14 protein-coding genes are annotated in these 18,813 nt (G+C 72.1%); 4 read left to right on the top strand and 10 right to left on the bottom strand.

The window, feature by feature from the left end:
* Positions 1-19: 19 nt before the first annotated feature.
* Genes E1262_RS17085 through E1262_RS17070 form a run of 4 tightly spaced genes read right to left on the bottom strand, consistent with a single transcriptional unit; the run spans position 20 to position 4,665 of the window.
* Positions 20-1,669, bottom strand: a complete 1,650-nt coding sequence (locus E1262_RS17085; RefSeq protein WP_132104350.1) for an ABC transporter substrate-binding protein — start codon at positions 1,667-1,669, stop codon at positions 20-22.
* A 52-nt stretch (positions 1,670-1,721) separates the two neighbouring features.
* On the bottom strand, positions 1,722-2,591 hold the full coding sequence (locus tag E1262_RS17080) for a fumarylacetoacetate hydrolase family protein (RefSeq protein WP_132104349.1): 870 nt from the start codon (positions 2,589-2,591) through the stop codon (positions 1,722-1,724).
* On the bottom strand, positions 2,588-3,622 hold the full coding sequence (locus E1262_RS17075) for a Gfo/Idh/MocA family protein (RefSeq protein ID WP_132104348.1): 1,035 nt from the start codon (positions 3,620-3,622) through the stop codon (positions 2,588-2,590). Before E1262_RS17075 ends, E1262_RS17080 begins: the two co-directional genes overlap by 4 nt.
* Positions 3,619-4,665 (bottom strand): Gfo/Idh/MocA family protein, encoded by a 1,047-nt coding sequence (locus E1262_RS17070; RefSeq protein WP_132104347.1) that lies wholly within the window; start codon positions 4,663-4,665, stop codon positions 3,619-3,621. Before E1262_RS17070 ends, E1262_RS17075 begins: the two co-directional genes overlap by 4 nt.
* Before the next feature lie 188 nt (positions 4,666-4,853).
* Between E1262_RS17070 and E1262_RS17065 the strand changes: the two genes are divergently transcribed.
* Entirely contained in the window at positions 4,854-6,206 is a 1,353-nt protein-coding gene (locus E1262_RS17065) for an aspartate aminotransferase family protein (protein ID WP_132104346.1), read from the top strand.
* Here the strand turns inward: E1262_RS17065 and E1262_RS17060 are convergent.
* Together E1262_RS17060 and E1262_RS17055 are read right to left on the bottom strand one after the other, a co-directional pair.
* Positions 6,203-6,970 (bottom strand): helix-turn-helix domain-containing protein, encoded by a 768-nt coding sequence (locus E1262_RS17060; RefSeq protein WP_132104345.1) that lies wholly within the window; start codon positions 6,968-6,970, stop codon positions 6,203-6,205. The two genes, E1262_RS17065 and E1262_RS17060, sit on opposite strands and share 4 nt — an antisense overlap.
* A gap of 235 nt (positions 6,971-7,205) precedes the next feature.
* Complete coding sequence (locus E1262_RS17055) at positions 7,206-9,446, bottom strand: discoidin domain-containing protein (protein WP_162605957.1); 2,241 nt, start codon at positions 9,444-9,446, stop codon at positions 7,206-7,208.
* A gap of 145 nt (positions 9,447-9,591) precedes the next feature.
* On the opposite strand from E1262_RS17055, the gene E1262_RS17050 reads away from it, so the two are divergent.
* Complete coding sequence (locus tag E1262_RS17050) at positions 9,592-10,767, top strand: sialidase family protein (RefSeq protein ID WP_162605956.1); 1,176 nt, start codon at positions 9,592-9,594, stop codon at positions 10,765-10,767.
* A 10-nt stretch (positions 10,768-10,777) separates the two neighbouring features.
* A complete protein-coding gene (locus E1262_RS17045) occupies positions 10,778-13,024 on the top strand; it encodes an exo-alpha-sialidase (protein WP_132104342.1) in 2,247 nt (748 codons plus the stop codon).
* A 37-nt stretch (positions 13,025-13,061) separates the two neighbouring features.
* Here E1262_RS17045 and E1262_RS17040 read toward each other — a convergent pair whose 3' ends face one another.
* Positions 13,062-13,802 (bottom strand): hypothetical protein, encoded by a 741-nt coding sequence (locus E1262_RS17040; protein ID WP_132104341.1) that lies wholly within the window; start codon positions 13,800-13,802, stop codon positions 13,062-13,064.
* Here E1262_RS17040 and E1262_RS17035 point away from each other — a divergent pair.
* The gene (locus E1262_RS17035; protein ID WP_132104340.1) at positions 13,792-14,022 is read left to right on the top strand and encodes a hypothetical protein; all 231 of its coding nucleotides are present in this window, start codon (positions 13,792-13,794) and stop codon (positions 14,020-14,022) included. The two genes, E1262_RS17040 and E1262_RS17035, sit on opposite strands and share 11 nt — an antisense overlap.
* On the opposite strand, the gene E1262_RS17030 is transcribed toward E1262_RS17035, so the two are convergent.
* From E1262_RS17030 to E1262_RS17020, 3 genes are read right to left on the bottom strand one after another with little or no spacing between them, the layout of a single operon-like run.
* The gene (locus tag E1262_RS17030; RefSeq protein WP_132104339.1) at positions 14,006-14,758 is read right to left on the bottom strand and encodes an SDR family NAD(P)-dependent oxidoreductase; all 753 of its coding nucleotides are present in this window, start codon (positions 14,756-14,758) and stop codon (positions 14,006-14,008) included. The two genes, E1262_RS17035 and E1262_RS17030, sit on opposite strands and share 17 nt — an antisense overlap.
* Positions 14,755-16,149, bottom strand: coding sequence for a hypothetical protein (locus E1262_RS17025; protein ID WP_203453955.1), 1,395 nt, complete (start codon positions 16,147-16,149; stop codon positions 14,755-14,757). Before E1262_RS17025 ends, E1262_RS17030 begins: the two co-directional genes overlap by 4 nt.
* A gap of 3 nt (positions 16,150-16,152) precedes the next feature.
* Entirely contained in the window at positions 16,153-18,762 is a 2,610-nt protein-coding gene (locus E1262_RS17020; RefSeq protein WP_132104338.1) for a carbohydrate binding domain-containing protein, read from the bottom strand.
* Positions 18,763-18,813 lie beyond the last annotated feature (51 nt).

Raw genomic sequence — 18,813 nt, 5'->3', positions numbered from 1 at the left:
GCCCGGCGTCGTGCGAAACCTAGCGCTCCAGCGTCCATTCCTGGACGTTCCAGAACGGGTTGGTGAAGTCGCCGTTGGGGACGAAGCCCTTCAGCGCATCAGTGTGCGCCCAGATGGTGTCCGGGTTGTACAGGTAGATCATCGGCACCTCGGCGTTCTCGATGCGTGCGGCCTGCTGGTAGAGGTCGTAGCGGCCGGCCTCGTCGACCGTCGCGTTGGCCTCCAGCATCAGCTGGTCGAACTCTTCGTTGCACCAGTACGACAGGTTGCCGCCGGTCGGGAAGTGCGTGCTGCACGCGTTGATCGCGAAGACCGCGAACGGCTCCGTGGCGTAGTTGCCGCCACCGTAGAGCGTCATGTCGTAGGACTGGTCGTTCATCATGTCCGTCAGCTGGCCGGGCTGCACCTGGTTCAGCTGGAGCTTGATGCCGACCGCGTTGAGCTGACTCTCCAGGATGGTGGCCGCGGTGTCGCGGTCGCGCTGGCCCGCGATCCAGGAGAGGGTGACCACCTGGTTCGGGTCCCAGTTCATCTCCGCCAGCAGCTCACGGGCCTTGTCCGGGTCGTAGTCGTAGGTCTCCAGGTCGTCCGGACGGGCGTCGTTCATGAAGCTGGCGTTCACCGGCTGCGCGTGCCCGCCGAGCGCCTCGTCGATCAGCTGCTGCCGGTCGACGGCGTAGAGCATCGCCTGGCGCAGGCGCGGATCCTGCAGGTACGGCTTCTTCTCGTTCACCGAGGTCCGGATGTAACCGGCGCCCGGGCCGGAGCCCACCTCGATGCCGTCGAGACCCTCGACCGTCTCGAGGTCCGCGGCCGAGATCTGCACCAGGTCCATCTCGCCGGTGCCCAGCTGCGCTGTCGCGACGTCGGAGGTCACCGGGCGCAGGTAGATCTCGTCGATGTCCACCTCGCCCTCGCGGAACGCCGGGTTCTTCACCAGGTGGATGTACTGGTCGGTGGCGTACTCCTGGAAGATGTACGGCCCCATGCCGACGTTCGGGTTCTGGGTGAAGAACTCCGCCGTGTCCATCTCGTCCACCGGCACGTCGGCCAGCACGTGCTGCGGGACGATCCAGATGTTGCCGGTGAGGCCCACCAGGCCGACGTTCGGCTTGGTCAGCTGGATCTGGAAGGTGTGCTCGTCGGGCGCGGAGAAGCCGGTGACGGTGTCGGCGGTGCCCGCCGCGACCTCGGGACCGCCGACGACGTCGGCGAACCGCCCCGACGCCGTGCTGCCGGTGTCCGGGTCGGCCATGAGGTTGTAGGTGAAGACGACGTCCTCGGCGGTGAAGGGCTCACCGTCGCTCCACGTCAGCCCCTCCTTGAGCTTGTACGTGATGGTCAGGCCGTCGTCGGAGATCTCCGGCAGGTCGGCGGCCAGCCGCGGGTACAGCTCGTAGTTCGGGTCGACGCCCAGCAGCGAGTCGTAGATGAGGTTCATCACGATGCCGTCGGGGCCGCTGGCCGGGGCCATCGGACTCCAGTTCGCCGCCGGCGGCTGGTACAGGTACGCGTTGAGCGTGGTGTCCTCGGCGGCACCGCCGGTGCCCTCGTCGCTGGTGTTGCCGGTGTCGTCGTTCTGGGTCGGGTCCGAACAGGCCGCGACGGCGAGGATCATGGACAGGCCGGCGGAGATCAGGGCTGCGCGTTGCGCTCGGGAACGTCTCACAGCTACCTCTCAGGGATCTGGTCTGGCCGGACAGGCGCCCGGCGGATGGGTTTCAGACGACGCGGTTGGTGAGGGTGCCGAGACCGGCGATGCGCACCGTCATCTCGTCGCCCGAGGCGAGATAGGTTCCCGACGCCGCGCCGACACCGGCCGGCGTCCCGGTCATGATGATGTCGGTGGGCTCGAGAGTCATCAGCCGCGACGCGAACGAGACCAGTTCGGCCACGGTGAAGATCATGTCGGCGGTGCTCCCCTTCTGCCGGAGCGTGCCGTTGACCTCGAGCTCGACGTCGAGGTCCTGTGGATCGGGCACCTCGTCAGCCGTGACGAGGTAGGGGCCGTACGGGGCGAACCCGTCCGGCCACTTGCCGGCGAGCCAGTCGAAGAACGTGACCGCGGAGGACGAGGTGTCGCGCTCGTACCCGTAGTCGACCGACCGGGCCGACACGTCGTTGCCCACGGCGTAGCCGGCCACGTACTCGAGTGCCCGCTCCACCGGGATGTCCTTGCCGCCACGCCCGATGACGACGACCAGCTCGGCCTCCCAGTCGACCTGGGTGCTGACCGACGGCAGGGGGATGTCCGCGCCGGGATTCGTGACGGACGTGCCGGGCTTGAGGAACAGCCGCGGCGCCAGGGTGCTCTTGTCCAGGGGCTCGCCGCCGCCCTCGGCGACGTGCTCCTGGTAGTTCGCGGCCACCGCCAGCACCTTCGTGGGGCGCGTGATCGGGGCGCGGAGTTCGACCCCGGTCAGCGGGTGGGTCGCGGCCGGGTCGGCCGGCTGCCAGCCGGTCGTGCCGGCACCGGCCTGAACCAGCGCGGTGAGGTCGCCGTCGCCGAGCTCGGCCACGGTGGTCGCGGCCTCGTCGGCGACGTACCCGTGCCGGGTGACGCCGTCGCGGGTGTAGCTGACCAGCTTCATCGGCTGCCTTCCTGGTCTGAGCGGAGGTCGACGGGGTGCCCGGACACGCCCGAGGTGCGGGCCGCGTCGACGATCTCGGCGATGTGGACGGCGTCGGCGGCGGACGGGCTGCTCGGGCGACCCGCGGACACGGCCGCGTGCAGCTCGTCGAGCAGCCGGTCCACGGTCCCGGCCCCGTGCCACGTTTGGCTCGACGCCTCGGCCCGGCGTAGGACGACAGCCGGGCGCGAGGCGTCGATGTCGAGGACGCCGTGCGAGCCGCTGACGCGGTAGCGGTGCACGGCGAGTCCGGCCGGCCGGGTGTCGGCCAGCTCACGGGTCCGGCCGATGCTGATCGTGCTGGTCAGCCCGTTCTCGTGGGTGAGGAAGAGCAGCGCGAAGTCGTCCGCGCCGCCGTCGGTCCAGTACGTCGAGAGGCGCGCGTACACCCGGCGGACCCGCAGCCCGGTGAGCGCGAGCACCACGTCGACCGGGTATACGGCGAAGTTCGCCAGCTCGCCGGCCGGCGACGGCGTGCCGCCCGCGACCAGGAAGTCTGCCTGCACGTTCCACGGCAGGCCCACCTTCCCGCCGGCGACGGCGCCGCGGGCGGCCGCGATCATCGGGTGGAACCGCTGGTGGTGCGCTGGGAGGCAGACCGTCCCGGACTCCGCGGCGACGGCGGCGACCCGGGCGGCGTCCGCGGCGGTGAGTGCCAGCGGCTTGTCGACGAGCACGTGCTTGCCCGCGCGGAGTGCGGCGATGACGGCGTCCACGCGGCGCTCCGGCGGGGCGCAGACGCTGACGACGTCGACGGCGGGGTCGGCGAGCGCGGCGTCGAGGTCCGCTGCCGGGGCGGGCAGGCCGAGCTTGCCGGCCAGCCGCTCGGCCGCCGCCTGGTCGGCGGCGTCGCCGGGCGTGCCGGCGGCCGCGACGACCTCGAAGCCGTCGTGGGTGCCGAACGCCGGCAGGTACATGTCCTGCTGGTGGTCCTGGTCCGGGCCGAGGCCGGCGAAGCCGAGCAGCAGAACGCCGAGGGTCCCCTCGCTCATCGGCGCACTCCTTCCATGACCTCGTCGAGCGTGACCGGCTCGCCACGCTCGATGGACAGCTCGGTCGCGACGCCCAGCGCTACCGCGCGGACCGCGTCGGCCGGCGTCATCGCCCGCTCGGCCCGCGGGTCGGCGATCGCGTCCAGCCAGGCGTCGAGCTGGACGGCGAACCCGTTGGCGGCCTGCGGGTGCAGCAGGCTGGTGCCGGACTCCGTCACGACCGTCGACCCCCAGCCGTCGGCCGGCAGCTGCAGCACGCCCTCGGTGCCGGCGATCAGCACGTCGCGGCGGTCCAGTGTGGACGGGCGGTGCCCACGGCTCATCTCGCACACCGCGTCGGCGCCACGGGCGTACTCCACGTGCATCTCCAGGTAATCGTGGATGCGCAGCTCGGCGGCGGTCTGCGCTCGGCCGCGCGCGTAGACGGAGACCGGCTCGTCGCGCAGCCACCAGCTGACCAGGTCGAGCAGGTGGACGCCGTTGTGCAGCGCGTGCCCGCCGGACTTCGCCGGGTCGAGCACCCAGGCCCGCCAGTCCGGCCAGATCCAGCCGCCCAGCAGCGCGAGCCGGGCGAACACCGGCCGCCCGACGGCGCCGCCGGCGATCGCGTCGTCCACCGCGCGGGCGTAGTCGTAGAACCGGTGGGTGTGCGCGGCCATCACCACCGTCCCGGCGGCGTCGAACGCGTCGACGACGGCCCGGGCGGACGGCGCCGTGATCGTCAGTGGCTTCTCCATCAGCAGGTGCTTGCCGGCGGCGGCGATCTGCAGTGCGATGGGCTCGTGCGTCACGTTCGGCGTGCATACGATGGCGGCGCCGACGTCGGGCCGGGCCAGCGCCGCGGCCAGGTCGGTGGTCCACGGCACGCCGCCGGCGGCGGTCGCGGCGGCGCTGGCCCGGCCGGCGTCGACGTCGACGATGCCGGCGAGGCGGGCGCGCGAGCTGGCGCGCAGCGCGGCGCCGTGGTGGTCGGCGATGAAGCCGGCACCGACGATCACCACGCCAAGCGGCGCTGTGCCGTCAATCACGGAATGGCGTGCCATGCCGAGTCATCTTTGGGTCGGGGTAGTGGCGCTGTCAAGGCCCACTGCTGTGACGATCGCGTAACGCGACCAGAAATGGAACGTCTTGCCATGCTTGACGAAGCAACCTACGCTTCCGGGCAACGACACCACCGAGAGGCGTCGCATACCGGCCGCCGGCCGGGGCGCGACGCGGGAACAGGAGTCCGATGTCCCCGGGGATCGGCACGGCAGCCTCCGACCACGACCCACGCAGCTCGTCCACTCGCGGCTGGGCGTTGCACCAAGCCGCGGCGGAGGTGCTGCCCGGCGGCGTGAACTCCGCGACGCGGTACGTGGGGCACCCGTACGCGTTCGCCGGCGGCGACGGCGCCTACGTCGTCGACCTCGACGGCAACCGGTACCTGGACTACCACGCCGCGTTCGGCGCGATCCTGCTCGGGCACAACTCCCCCGTGGTCGACGACCCGGTCCGGGCCGCCATCGGCACCGCCGACCTGTTCGGCCTCGGCGTCACCGAGCTGGAGGTCGAGCTGGCCACCCGGGTGACCGAGGTGATCCCGTCCGCGGAGATGATGATCGCCACGATGAGCGGGTCCGAGGCCACCGCACAGGCGGTCCGGCTGGCCCGCGCCGCCACCGGCCGGCAGCTGCTGGTGAAGTTCCAGGGCGGCTTCCACGGCTGGCACGACGCCGTCGCCCGCAACGTCATCTCCCGCCCGGAGCTGGCCTACGGCCGCGACCCGCTGTCGGCCGGCATCCTCGACTCCGCCCTCGAGTCGACGCTGATCGCCGAGTTCAACGACCTCGACTCCGTCCGGGCTCTGTTCGAGCAGTACCCGGAGCGGATCGCCGCGGTCATCATGGAGCCGATCCCGCACAACGTCGGCGCCCTCGTGCCCACGCAGGAGTTCGTCGACGGCCTGCGCGCGCTGACCCGCGAGCACGGGTCGCTGCTGATCTTCGACGAGGTCATCACCGGCTTCCGCCACGCCCTCGGCGGCTACCAGGAGGTCTGCGGCGTCCAGCCCGACCTCACCACGTTCGGCAAGGGCATGGCCAACGGCTACCCGATCGGCGGCCTGGCCGGGCCGCGCTCGCTCATGGAGAGGTTCGACGGCCAGAAGGGCGACGTGCTGCTGGCCGGCACGTTCAACGGCTACGCCATCGGCGCGACGGCCGCCATCGCGACCATCAATCACCTGCAGGCCCACCCGGACTTCTACACGCGCACCCACGCGCTGGGCGACCGGATGCGGTCGGGGCTGGCGTCGATCGTGGCCGAGTTGGGCCTCGAGGCGACGGTGGCCGGCTTCGGCGGCGTGTTCTCGCTGTACTTCGCCGCCGGCCCGATCCGCGGCTACCGCGACCTCATGCGCAACGACGACCAGGCCTACGCGGCGTTCCACCGCCGGATGACCGACAAGGGCTTCCTGATGATCCCGATGTCGCTCAAGCGCAACCACGTCTCCGGCTCGCACACCGAGCAGGACATCGACCGCACCCTCGAGGCCGCCCGCGACGTCCTCACCGCCATGAAGGCCGACGGCACCGCCCGTTAGCCGGTTCCCGCGGCGGCGCGGAGCTCGCGCAGGACCCGCAGCACCCGGTCGGTCTGCGGGTCCGCGCCGACGATCTGGTGCAGCGGCGCCACCCGAGCAGCTCCGTGCGGCGTCGCCACCTCGACGTAGGAGGCGACCTCGCCGGCCGGCGCTAGACGGACGCGGGCCACCGCGCACGCGGCGCTCAACCAGAACACGCCGTCGGGGCAGTCGTCGCGCAGACGATCCCGCAGGCGCGCCGCCGCGGTCTCGACGCCGCGCGGCCCGTCGTCCGGGTCGGGCGGATGGATCCACACGGCGGCACCCGCGCGCCGGGCCCGGATCTGGCAGGGACCGTGCCCCGCCGCCACGCGCACGAGGGTCGCATACCCCCCGGGCGCGTCCGCGAACGCCAGGTCGAGGTCGTCCACCGGCACCGGCGCACCGAGCAGACCTGCCGCGCCCATACCCTCCACCCGGTAGGAATCGTGGCCCGCCAGCGACTCGAACCAGTACCAGTGGCGGACTGCTTCCCGGTCCGCCATGGGCATCGCCGCCACCCGCGCGATGGCCTCCCGGACATCGGCGTCGACCGGCTCCAACTCGGCCCGCAACTGGTTGCCGGTCGCCGCGAGGATGGCCCGCAGCCCGCCGATCGTCGGCAGCCGGCGGCCGCTCTCGTAGTGAGAGATGGCGAACCGGCTCACCCCCGCCCGCTCGGCCAGCTCCTGCTGGGTGAGCCGGGCGTCATCGCGAGCCTGCCGGATCAGTGCACCCACGTCCATGCCGCGATGGTCCCGCCGTCGCGGACCGCTCGCCACCGCGATCGCCCCGAATGTGGACGACGTGCATCCGCCCGGCAGCCTGTGGACGAACGGAGCCGGGCGCCCGGGGCGGCGGGGTGATCGATCCGGCGTGTTGACACCAGCGCCAACTGTTGGCGCTGGTGTCAACACGCCGGATCGAACATGCTGACGGCAAGGCGGCCGACGGCGCCCAAGGCCCCCGGCCGCCCTCTGGTCAGGACTGCTCGACGTCGTCGATGAGGAAGTGGTCGTACTGGCTGGCCGTGCCACTGGAGGAGAACTGGTGGCCGGTCAGCGCGGTGAGGCCGGGGGTCGACGGGCGTACGGTGCCGAGTGAACGGTCGCCCAGGAAGACCTCGGCGCCGTCCAGAGTGGCCTCCACACGCAGGTCGTGCCAGACCCGTTGCGGCGCGGTCCCGGCCGGCGCGATCTTCGTCCAGCTCTTCGTCCCGTACGAGTACCAGCCGATGCTGCCGTCCGAACCGATGTTGAGGTGGTACGCGGGCACGCCGGTCGCGTCGGCGGTCGAGCCCAGCGTGGTGAACGCGAAGCCGCGCGCGTAGCCGATCGAGTTCACCCGGAACGACAGCGTCTGCTCGTCCGCCGGCTCCGACTCCCAGCGGGCGGTCGCGATCTTGTCGGTCCACGCATCGGCCAGGCGCATGACGTGGCGGGAGTCGTCGACGTCGAAGTCGGTGACGGTGGCGCCGATCGCACCGGTGTAGCCGCGCGGCACCTGGCCGACGGGGTCGTTCTCGAAGGAGTCGACGGTGGAGTAGAGCTCGAGCTCGCCGAGGAACTCCGGACCCTGCGGGTCGGTGTCGGCGACGGTGACGCGGACCTGCCGCGCGCGCACGTCGGACACCGGGAAGTACGTCTGGGTGTACGACGTGATCGTGCCGGTGTCGACGACCTCGGTCCAGGCGGTGCCGTCGGTCGACACCTCGACGCGGGCGGCGCCGGGCGCGCCGTACTGCAGAGCCAGCCCGATCTGGTCGAGCGTGTACTCGCGGTCCAGGTTCACCGTGTAGACGCCCTCGCCGCGGACGGACCGGAAGACGGCCGCCGACGCCCAGTCGGTGCTGCCGTCGAGAGCGCCCAGCGGGCTCGTCTCGGGCAGCCGCGGTGTCGTGTGCGTCATGGTCGTGTCGATGCTGACGGTGCCGGCCTCGACCTTGCCGAGCAGGTCGATCTTGCCGACGTTGGGTCCGACGACGTCGACGAACTTCTTCCAGACGCGGTAGTCGCCGTCGACGGTGAAACCGGCGTCGGTCTCGGGGCAGCCCCAGCTGGGCGCGCAGTTGTCGCCGACCACCAGCACCCGGTTCGCGGCCACCACCGCGTGCGCGCCGTTGCCGGACGAGCCGTGGTTGCGCTGGAACGCCTGGTTGACCCGCGGGTGGTTCACGTACGTCCGCTGCGCCTGCTCGAAGCTGCGGCCCAGGCCGTCGGGCGAGATCGCGATCCAGTTGTCCGGCCGCCCGAACGTCAGCGTCATGATGCCGTTGGGCAGCAGCCGCAGCACCGGCATCACGCCCGTCGTCGGCGCGGGCTCGCCGGAGGCGGTCGTGAGCTGCAGCGGCTCCGGGCGCGTCCACGTGCGGCCGTCGTCGCTCGACCGGTTGATGTACAGCGGGCCGAAGTTCGCGCCGCCGGGGATCCCGGTGCGATGGACGGCGACGAGGTCGCCGTTGGCGGCCCTCTCGATGCCCGACTCCCCCATCACCCGGCCGTCGGTGAACGAGGCGACCGTCGCGTAGCGGTGCCACGTCTCGCCGCCGTCGGTGCTGCGGGCCAGCTCCGTGCGGTACCCCGGGTCGCCGGCGTACGTCGTGTAGTACGTCATCAGCAACGCGCCGTCCGAGGCGTAGAAGATGTCGCGGTGCACGCGGATGCCGCGGTCGAACTTCGTGGGATCGAAGGTCAGATCCGTGGTGAAGGTCGACGCCAGGTCCTTCCACGTGCTGCCGTTGTCGGTGGAACGACGGGCGATCAGCTCCACGCTGTGCTCGTCGATCACCCGCCTGGGGATGAACTCCACCCCGAGGATCGAGCCGTCGCGCAGCTTGGAGAACCACCCGGCGCCGGTGTCGGCGTTGACGCCGCTGGGGAACGTGTAGCCGCCGTCGTCGGACAGAACCATCGACGCCTGGCTGTCGGCGGCGGCGACGTCCTCGTTGGACTGCCAGGTCATCTGCACACGGCGAATCGGCAGGCCGGCCTCGTCGACGGCGTCGAACGCCTCGACGGTGGCGTTCCCGCCGATGACGCCGGGCGGCGGCTCATACACGGTGGTGTGGTCGTGCTGGGCGATGACGTAGGCGTTCGGGTCGGCGCCGTCGGTGGGGACGTCGATGTCACCCGCCGACGGCGCGGTGGCCGGGATCAGCGATGCGACGCCGGCGAGGGCGACGCTCACGGCGAGCGCGACGGACCGGGACCGGGACACGCGCATGGACAGCCTCCTGGAGTCGGTGGCTGACAGCAGACACAGAAGGTCATTCCATGTCAAGCGCCACACATCGACGCTATCCAGGCCATTGACATGGAATGCCGTTCTGGATTTCCTCATCCCACTACTCGGCGTCGGAGGTGCGGTCATGACTCGACTCGGTCAACGCAAGAGGTTCTCTCTCCTGGCCGTCCTGACGGCGACCCTCGCTGTCCTGCTCGGCGGCTACCCCCTCCCGGCGGCAGCGGCGATCGTCGAGACCGTGGTAGTCCCGGGCGGCCCGTGCGGCGACTCCGAACTCGGCACGAACTGCCAGGCGTACTTCCCGGACATCGTCAACGACCCGTTCGGGGACGCCGACGACCTGCTGATGGTCTACCGCTGGTCCAGCGCCCACTCGCGCGTCGCGAGCCAGCTGCGGATGATGCGCAGCACCGACGGCGGCGCCACCTGGCAGCAGGCGACGCCGTTCATCGTCGCCGACTACACCGGCGTCGACTACAGGGACCCGTCGCTGGCCGTCGTCACCAAGGCCGACGGCACCAAGCGGCTGCTGCTCTCCTACTTCGCCGGCTTCGGGACGAACTTCGGCACGTTGCAGACCCAGGTGAAACGGCGCGACACCGCCACCGGCGCGTTCTCGGCGCCGGTCCAGGTGTTCTCCAGCACCATCCCCTACCCCGCGACCAGCGCCAAGATCATCCAGATGGCCAACGGCCAGCTGCTGATCCCGCTCTACGGCACCAACGCCAGCACCGGCTACCACGACGCGGTGGTGGTCGCCAGCGTCGACCACGGGGTGACCTGGGACGGCCGGCTGACCGGGCGGCAGAAGACCATCGCGGCCGGCTCGGCCGGGCGGTACTTCCAGGAGCCGGCGATCGCGCAGATCGACCCCGGCGACATCCGGGCCGTGCTGCGCGTGGCCTCCGACACCTCGCCGTCGACGACGACCTACGCCATGCAGTCGGAGTCCTACGACAACACCTACATGACCACGTGGACCACGCCGTGGTCGATGAACGTGCGGATGCACGGGCCGGAACTGTTCCGGATCCCGGGGACGAACCTCATCCCGTACCTGTGGAGCGAGCCGAACACGGCGACGTCGCCGACCAATCGGCCGGTCCGCATCACCGTCCGCCGCACCGACTCGGTCTGGACGGAGACCCCTCGCCACACGCTCTACAACCCCGGCACCACCTGGGACGCCGGCTACTCCGGCACCGTCGCGATCGGCACGACGCGGCTGGTCACCGTCGTCTACGACGAGGCCCGCCGGGCCGCGATCGTGCTGCGCTACAACGTCACCGATGTCGACTGAGGAGCCCGCCATGCCCCGTCGCTCCCGACCACGTCTCGCCAACCTCGTCAGCGGCCTCGTCGGCTTCGGCGCCGCCGTCGCCCTGCTGGCGTCGAACACCGGCCCCGGACCGGCCGACGCGGACCCCGTCGCCGACCTCCCGACCGGCGCCGTCAACCCGCTGCCCGCCGGTGACGGGCCGGACCCTGACGCCCACGCCGTCGGGGTCGGGCCAGAGTGGAACGTCGTCAACTGGGGACCCGGACCCCGTGCGGCCGTGCCGTCCGCGTTCGCGATGGACACCGTCGCCGACGGCCGGACCGAGCAGAAGGTGTTCGTGTCGTCCCAGGCCAACGACGACGTCGCCGGCGCGGACTCGATCACCAACATGTCCGTCTCGCTGGACTCGGCGGTCTCGTTCCTGACGACGAAGCGCGAGGCGCCGGTGGGCGCGCACAACATGCTGCGGCTGGACGACGGCTCGCTGATTTCCGTCGAGTTCATCCCCGAGTGGACCGACGCGACCCAGACGTCCGTGAACCTCAAGGTGTGGCGGTCCGACGACCAGGGCGAGACGTGGGAGCTGACGCTGGCGCCGTTCACGCCGCCGCCGGGCAAGGTACTCGGTCCGATGAACCGCGGCCTGCGGGTGCATCGCGAGCCCCTGCTACTGCCCGACGGCACGATCATCCTGCCTGCGTACACCCGCTACCAGGGCGAGCTCGGGTCGAGCATCGTCCTGCAGTCGACCGACGACGGCACCAGCTGGACCCAGCGCGGACAGATCCCGACACCGGCGCCGGGCACCAACGAGGTCGGCTGGTCGTGGACGAGCGACGGCCGGCTGGTCGCGGCGCTGCGCAGCTGGGAGACGCCGCCGCACCTGCGGGTGAGCTTCTCCGACGACTCCGGCGCGACCTGGACGCCGACGCAGCCGCTGCTCGGGCCGGACGGCGAGCAGGTCGAGGGCATCTATCCGAACCTCGTGCTGCAGCCGAACGGCGTCCTGCTGCTCAGCACCGGCCGGCCGGACGACCGCGTCTACGTCAGCCGCGACGGCACCGGCCGCACCTGGGACGAGGAGCGGCTGGTGCTGGTGAAGTACCCGTCCGAGACCGGCAACGGCCGCTACGACGGCACCAGCGGCAACACCGCCATGGTGAACGTCGACGCCGACCGGACCGTGTACATCGGCGACTACTGCCACGTCTGGGGCTGCAAGGCCTACCACGAGCAGTACGGCGTGTTCGCGGCGTACGTGCACGCCGTCACGCCGGGCACCGGGAAGATCGACCTGGAGACGAAGCTGCACACCGGGACGGCGACGGTCACCGGCACGTTCGCCCGGCCGAACCGCACGTTCCCCGAGCAGCGGCCGGAGGGGGCGTTCGACGGCAGCTCGCGGACGCACTCCACCGCCGTGCTGGAGGCACGGCGCGGCGCGCCGTCGATGACCGTCGAGCTGGACCGCGAGTACACGCTGCATCGGATCGGGCTGATGCTCGGCTCCGGGCAGCCTCTGGACGCGACGGTGCAGCTGTCGGCCGACGGCGTCAGTTGGTCGGCGCCGGTGGTCACGGCCGACGACACCCGCGACCACGCCATGCGCTACACCGAGATCGAGCCGCAACAGGCCCGGTTCGTGCGCGTGACCGGGGCGGCCGGGGTCGCGACGCCGGTGACGGAGCTGGAGTTGTATGCCGTCGGCGTCGACACCTTCGAGAACGACCCGCTCTACGGCATCCCGCGCGGCTTCGTCGACGCCAAGAACACGACGGTCACGGACCAGGAGCTGCGAGGCTTCGACAGCGGGTCGTCGCTGCGGCTGTTCGACAAGTTCCTCGACGACAACGCCGTCGCGAGCACCGTCACGCCCGACCGGGACCGGCAGGTCACGTCGTTCCGGTTCGCCACGAACGACTACCGCGGCCCGTTCACCTTCGCCGTCGACGGCCGTTCCGGCGGGGAGGCCGCCCAGCCGTGGCGGTTCCGGCTGGTCCCGGGGACGACGGCGCAGCCGGCGCAGACACTGGAGGTGTTCGACGGGTCGGCCTGGACGGCGCTGGGCCGGCTGTCGGCGCCGATCGCGCCGAACACCTGGGTGCCGATCGCCGTGGACGCGACGACGGACGAGGCGACGGTGACGGTCGGCGCGGACACGTTCACGACGACCACGCCGGCCGAGCCCGCCACCGCGCTGGCCGGCGTCACGTTCACCACCGGCGACCCGATCGCCTACGGCATGACGTTCTTCGTCGACGACCTCAGCATCCACTGATCACGGGTTCCGTGGTCGAGCACTCGAACTCCTTCGGTCACCGGTCGCCGATCCGGACGTCGTCGAGGAACCAGGTGGTGCTCGTGACGCCGGTCCCGGCGGAGGTGAATGCCACGCCTGCCAGTGCGGTCGCCGGCTGGTACGTCGTCGACGTGGTGAACGTCTGCCCGCCGATCGTGACCGTGGCGGTGGCCGGGGTCGCGTCGACGGTGACCGTCCGCCAGGTGTGCGGCTCGATCAGCTGGTCCAGCGTGCCGACAAGGAGCCAGCGCGACCCGTTCCACGCCTGTAACGTCGGCTTGGCCGGCGTCCCCGTGCTGCCCGGCGCGGGATACGCCCCGGGCGTGAGCAGGAAGTGCCAGCGCACGGTCCGGCTGTCGCCGGAGCGGCCGAGGACGTCGAAGACGAACTGTCCGCGGTAGTTCCACTCGGAGCTGCCGAGCTCGAAGGTGGTCACCTGGCGGGTCCGGTCCGGAGCCGGCTTGGTGATCTTGGCGACCTGGTCGGTGTAATTGTCGAACAGCCGCAGCGAGCGCCGGCTCTCGAAGCCGCCGAGGTCGACATCGGTGGTCGTGGCGTTCAGCGCGTCGGTCCAGCCGCGCGGGACGCCGAACACCGGATCGTTCTCGAAGGTGTCGACGTCGGCCGCGTAGAGCTCCAGCTCGGTGACCGGTGTATCCGTGCCGGCGACGCCGGTCACCCGCACGAACTGCGCCTGCTGCGGCTCGATGTCGGTGTACCGCAGCGCACGGTCGCGGGTCCGGGTGGTGCGCACCACGGGCTCGCTCCACCGCCGCCCATCGGCCGACAGCTGGACGCTCGCACTGTGCGGCTCGCCGCTGCCGAGCATCAGCCACCGCACCGGCGTCGCGCGCCGCGGGCCGACCATGTCGTACTGCCGCCGCGACGAGCCGCAGCAGCTGGACCAGGCCGCCCACGTCCGCGAGGCGGTCTACCACCGGCTCTCCCCCGCCGCACGGTTCATCCTCGACGTCTGACCGGGTCGCCGAAGGCCGCGGTCCAGGCGCCGTCGACGGCGATCGACTGGCCGCTGACGTAGGCGGCGTCGGCGGAGAGCAGGAACGCGACCACGGCCGCCACCTCGTGCGGCTCGGCGATCCGGCCCAGCGGGGGCCCCTCGGCCAGCTCGCGCTCGGTGGACTCCGGGTCGGCCGACGCGGCGATGTGGGCCTCGAGGTGCGGTGTCCGCACGCCGCCGGGGGCGACGGCGTTGGCGCGGATACCGGCCGGCCCGTAGGTGACGGCGACGCTGCGGGTCAGGGCGTCGACTCCGCCCTTGGTGAACTCGTAGGCGGCATGGCCGGGATAGCTGGCCCGGCCGTGGATCGAGGAGATGTTGACGACGGCTCCCGGCCCGCCCTGCGCGGTGAACGCCTCGACCGCCGCGGCGCAGCCCCACAGGTAGCCCAGGCCGTTGATCTCGACGACGGCGCGCACCGCGTCTTGGTCCAGGGCGTGCAGCGGGGTCAGTCCGGTGATCCCGGCGTTGTTGACCCAGCCGCCCAGCGGGGCCAGGTGCTGGGCGCGCCGTGCCGCCTCGGCATGTGTGGCGTACTCGGCGGTGTCGCCCGTCACGACGTCGGCGCAGGCGCCGGGGTCGACGGCCGGGTCGAGTTCCACGCCGACCACGATCCAGCCGTCGGCGGCCAGCCGTTCCGCGATCGCTCGGCCGATGCCCCGGCCGGACCCGGTGACGACCACGCTGCCGCTCATGTCAGCTCCTCCAGCAGGGATTCGGCGTGGTCGATGAGCAGCTCCAGCGCGCCGGCCGCCAGCGGAGTCTGCCAGGACTGGTAGGCGCCACGGTCGTACGCCTCCTTCGTCGGCAGGTACACGAAGCCCGGGCCGTTGGTGAGGTTGAGCACCAGCACCGGGCGGTCGGGGAACCGCGTCCGCAGCTCGCGCTGCAGTGCCGAGTACGCCTCGCCGGGGTGCGCGGCCAGCAGGGCGTCGCCGATCCGCCAGGCCCAGACGGGGTGTCCGACGACGGGGCCGCCGTTCAGGTAACCGTCGCGGAGGTGCCGGGCCCGGCGCAGCCGCTCGTCGCGGCTGCGCGAGTCGATACCGGCCCAGCCCTGTTCCAGCTCAGCCAGCGTGGGCAGCGGCCGCACCGGCAGGTCGACGACCGACCGGCGGGCGGCGAGAGCGGACGCCGCCGGACTCGGAGCCGGCCGCTGCGCCGGTCGCCACGCTGCCAGCGGCGCGCCGGAGTCCACCACCTCGGCCAAGGCCAGCTCCGTGCCGGCGGGCGCCAGACCGGCCAGCGCGCTCAGCACGGCGTGTCCGAGCGCACGGCCGTGCCGGTCGGCGACGGTCGGGTCGCCGGTGTACTGCTCGGCCGGGGCGAGCTCGCCGGACGCGCCCTGCAAGAACAGGCACGGCGCCTGCGTGGCCGTCTCCACCACCTCGCGCATGGCGCCGGCGTAGTCGGGCGAGATCAGGGTGTTCTGCCAGGCGAGCGTGGTCGGGTGGCAGGCGTAGTTGACGACGACGGCCAGCGTGCGGCCCGAGGTCGTGGCGGTGAGACGGCCGGCGACGACGGTGTCGTCGGCGGCCGCCGCGGGGTTGGCCCCGACCACGGCGCGGCCGTCCAGGACGAGCTCGCGGTCGGTCGCGAGGGCGCAGCGGCCGGTCGTCCAGTCCAGGACCGCCGGCTCCAGCGCCGCGATGGCCTGGCGACCGGCCTCGACCGTCGCGGCCGCCAGCCGGTCCAGGTACGCCGGGATCAGCGCACCGCCGGGGAGGTCCGCGTCCCCGGCGCACAGCACCGGACCGGCATGCGTGTGCGAGAGCGCGATGAGCAACCGTTCCTCGGCGAGTCCGAGCCCGACGAGCACCGCCGACCGCACCCGCCGCTCGTCCTCGACCCGCCGCCACCAGGTTCCGTCGACCGCCACCAGCACCAGCGGCGCGCCGCCGCCGTCGTCCAGGGCCAGCGCCGTCAGGGTCAGCGGCCGGTGCACCCCGTCGGCGACGTCGGTCACCGCCGGGCCCCAGTTGCGGGTACGGATCCCCGGCGGTGGCGTGATGTCGCGCCGGGCCACCCCGGCGCGTCCCGAGAACACCGGCACCCGCAGCCGCGACCCGATTCCCACTGCAGCCACGGGTCAGCTGATGGAGTAGGAGTAGAGGTCGCCGGCACTGAGGACGAACCGGAGCCGGATCGTGCCGCTCGGCAGCGTCGTCGTCGATCCCCAGGAGACCAGCCGGCCCGTCACGTCGCCCTGGATCGGCGTCGCGTCCGCCGCGGTGTAGCCGGGGACCGGGTTGCCGTCGGCGTCGAGGACCTCGATCCGGAGGATTCCGCTGCCGGTGGCCGCGTCGACCCGGAGCTGGTCGCCACCCGGCTGCGGCGCGAGGGTGCGAGTGGTGACCGTGCCACCGCCCGCCGCGGCACGGAACGCGACGAAACGGTCCTTCTGCCAGGTCACCCTCCCGGTCTGGGCGTTGCCCTGGTCGTCGACACCGTTCTGGCAGCCCTTCTCCGGCTCCGAGGCGGACTCCGGGCAGGAGTGCTTGCCCTTGAACGCGCCGTAGTAGAGCCACACCTCGTCGCCGACGGTGAGCAGCTGCGTCGCGGCGAGCTGGAAGCCCCAGTCCCAGGTTGCCAGCGCACCCGGCGTGACCAGTTTCTGCCGGTTCGGCCGGCTCCAGTCGTAGAGGTTCGTCGACGAGGCCAGTCCGAGGTGGGCACGACCCACATCCGGCCAGACGTCCGTGCCCGCGTAGGTGATCTCGAACACCGACGGGACGGCCAGGTACTGCTCGCCGTACCGGAAGGCGGGCATCAGGTACAGGTCCGCACTCTTCACCGGCCGGCCGTACGAGGTGACGATGGCGCCGCCGGTGCCCGGGTTGGCCGCCGCCACGGCGTCGTAGTCGCGCAGGTCGGCCGCGTGGACCTGGACCGGCTTGGTCCAGGTGCGGAAGTCGCTGCTGGTCGACACCAGGACGGTGCGAGCGGCCCGGAGGTAGGTGGAGGTGCCGGCATCGTTCTTGGTGAAGCTCCACGCCTTGGACGTCGCCACGAACCGGCCGGTGGCGGCGTCGTAGCTGACGCTGACGGTGTCGTGTCCGGGGATCGCGGGGACCTCCTCGTCCACCATGACCCAGTTGACGCCGTCGTCGGAGGACAATGCGTAGTAGTCCATGCCGCGGCGGTCCGGGGACGACGCCGTCGGGTAGCCGGCGCGCCGGCTGACCGGCCCGCGCATCGGATGCAGGCCGTAGTACTTCGGCTCGCCGGCCTGTCCCCAGCGTGGGTTGAGCACGACGGCCGCCGGTCCCGACTTCTGGTCGTAGGAAGGCCCGGCGCTGGTGGTCAGGGTGGTCAGCTGACGGCCGTTCACCGGCCACACCCGGCCGTCGGTGCTCGTAGCATGGACGGTGCCCTGCCCGGTCGTGATCCACATCTCGTATCCACCGCCGGTCGGCAGGACCGTCGCCGGCGGGCGCGGATTGGGGAACCCGGCGGTCGTCTGGAACACCACGCCCGGACCGAAGCCGGCCAGTGCCGGGTCGCCGTCGGGAGTACCCGGGACGACGGCGCGGGTCATGCCGGAGTAGCTCTCGATGCGCTCGTCGCCGACGAAGAGCACGCTGCCGCCGCCGATCGACGGGGAGTAGGCAGCGTCGGCGCTGGTGCGCACTTCGACGTCGTCCCAGACCGTCGTGCCGACGTCCGCGTACGAGGAGTAGACGAGGACGTCCACCGTCTGGGCCCCGGCCGGAGCGACGCCTTGGACGCTGAGCCGCTGCCAGCCGGAGACGTCGGGGAGCTGGACGTGCGGCCGCCACTCCGCTGTATTCGGCGCCGCGCCGGTGGCGTCGCGGAACTCCAGGTACAGCCAGCCGGCGCCGCCCGAGTCGGCGTTCGCCCAGACCGACGCGCTGACCGTCCAGCCGGGCGTCACCGGCACCCGGCGGCTGTAGGCGCTGACGCCGGCGCCGGTGCTGGTGTCGACGGTGCGCAGCGCCTGGCGGCCGGTGCGCTGCCCGCCGGTGACGATGGTGGCGCCCGAGCCCAGCGACCAGTGCGACGTGATCGGGTTCCCGCGGTTCTCCTCGAAGTTCCCGTTGGGCGGCTGGATCCGTTCGGGCGGGGGCAGGGTGGTGGCGCTGACGTCGTCCCACGCTGTGGTGCCGGTCTCGGCCTGGCTGCTGTAGAGCAGGACGGTGGCCGCGACGGCGTGGACGGGCGCCACCCCGCTCACCTCGACCCGTTGCCAGCCGCTCACGTCGGCGACCGGCGTGGCGACGACACCGTTGTGCACCGTGCCGGCCGGGTCGCCGGGGTCGAGCCGCGCGCCATCGGCACCCCAGAACTCCAGGTAGAGCGAGCCCGCCGCCGCTCCGGTGTTGATCCGCTGGGCGTAGGCGGCCACGGTGAGCGTCTCGCCGGGCGCGACGGCCAGCCGCTGACTACGCACGCTCACGCCTGCGGTGGCGCTGGTGTCCACGGTCCGGACCGCCCTGGTGCCCGTGCGGATCGGCTGCTGGTCGGTCACCTGCGCGGACCCGCCCGGCGCGTCGACCGTCCAGCGGGCCGGCCCGGGCTGCGTCTCCTCGAACCCCGCGTTCGGGACCAGCCGGGTCGACGTCGCCGCCGTCGTCGAGACGTCGTCCGTCGCGACGGACGACGACGGCGTCGAGGGCAGGAACACGGCCGCGGCGGCGAGCCCGGCGGCCAGGAACGGTACTCCGCGGCGAATCGTCATCGTGCCTCCCGGGGTCGCGCGTGGCGTGGAGGATCGCCCCAGGCGGTGGCG

The organism is Jiangella aurantiaca, from assembly GCF_004349105.1.
In the GTDB taxonomy this organism is placed as follows: domain Bacteria; phylum Actinomycetota; class Actinomycetes; order Jiangellales; family Jiangellaceae; genus Jiangella; species Jiangella aurantiaca.
Note: the sequence above shows the minus strand (reverse complement) of the source record. Positions and strands in the feature narration are given on the sequence as shown.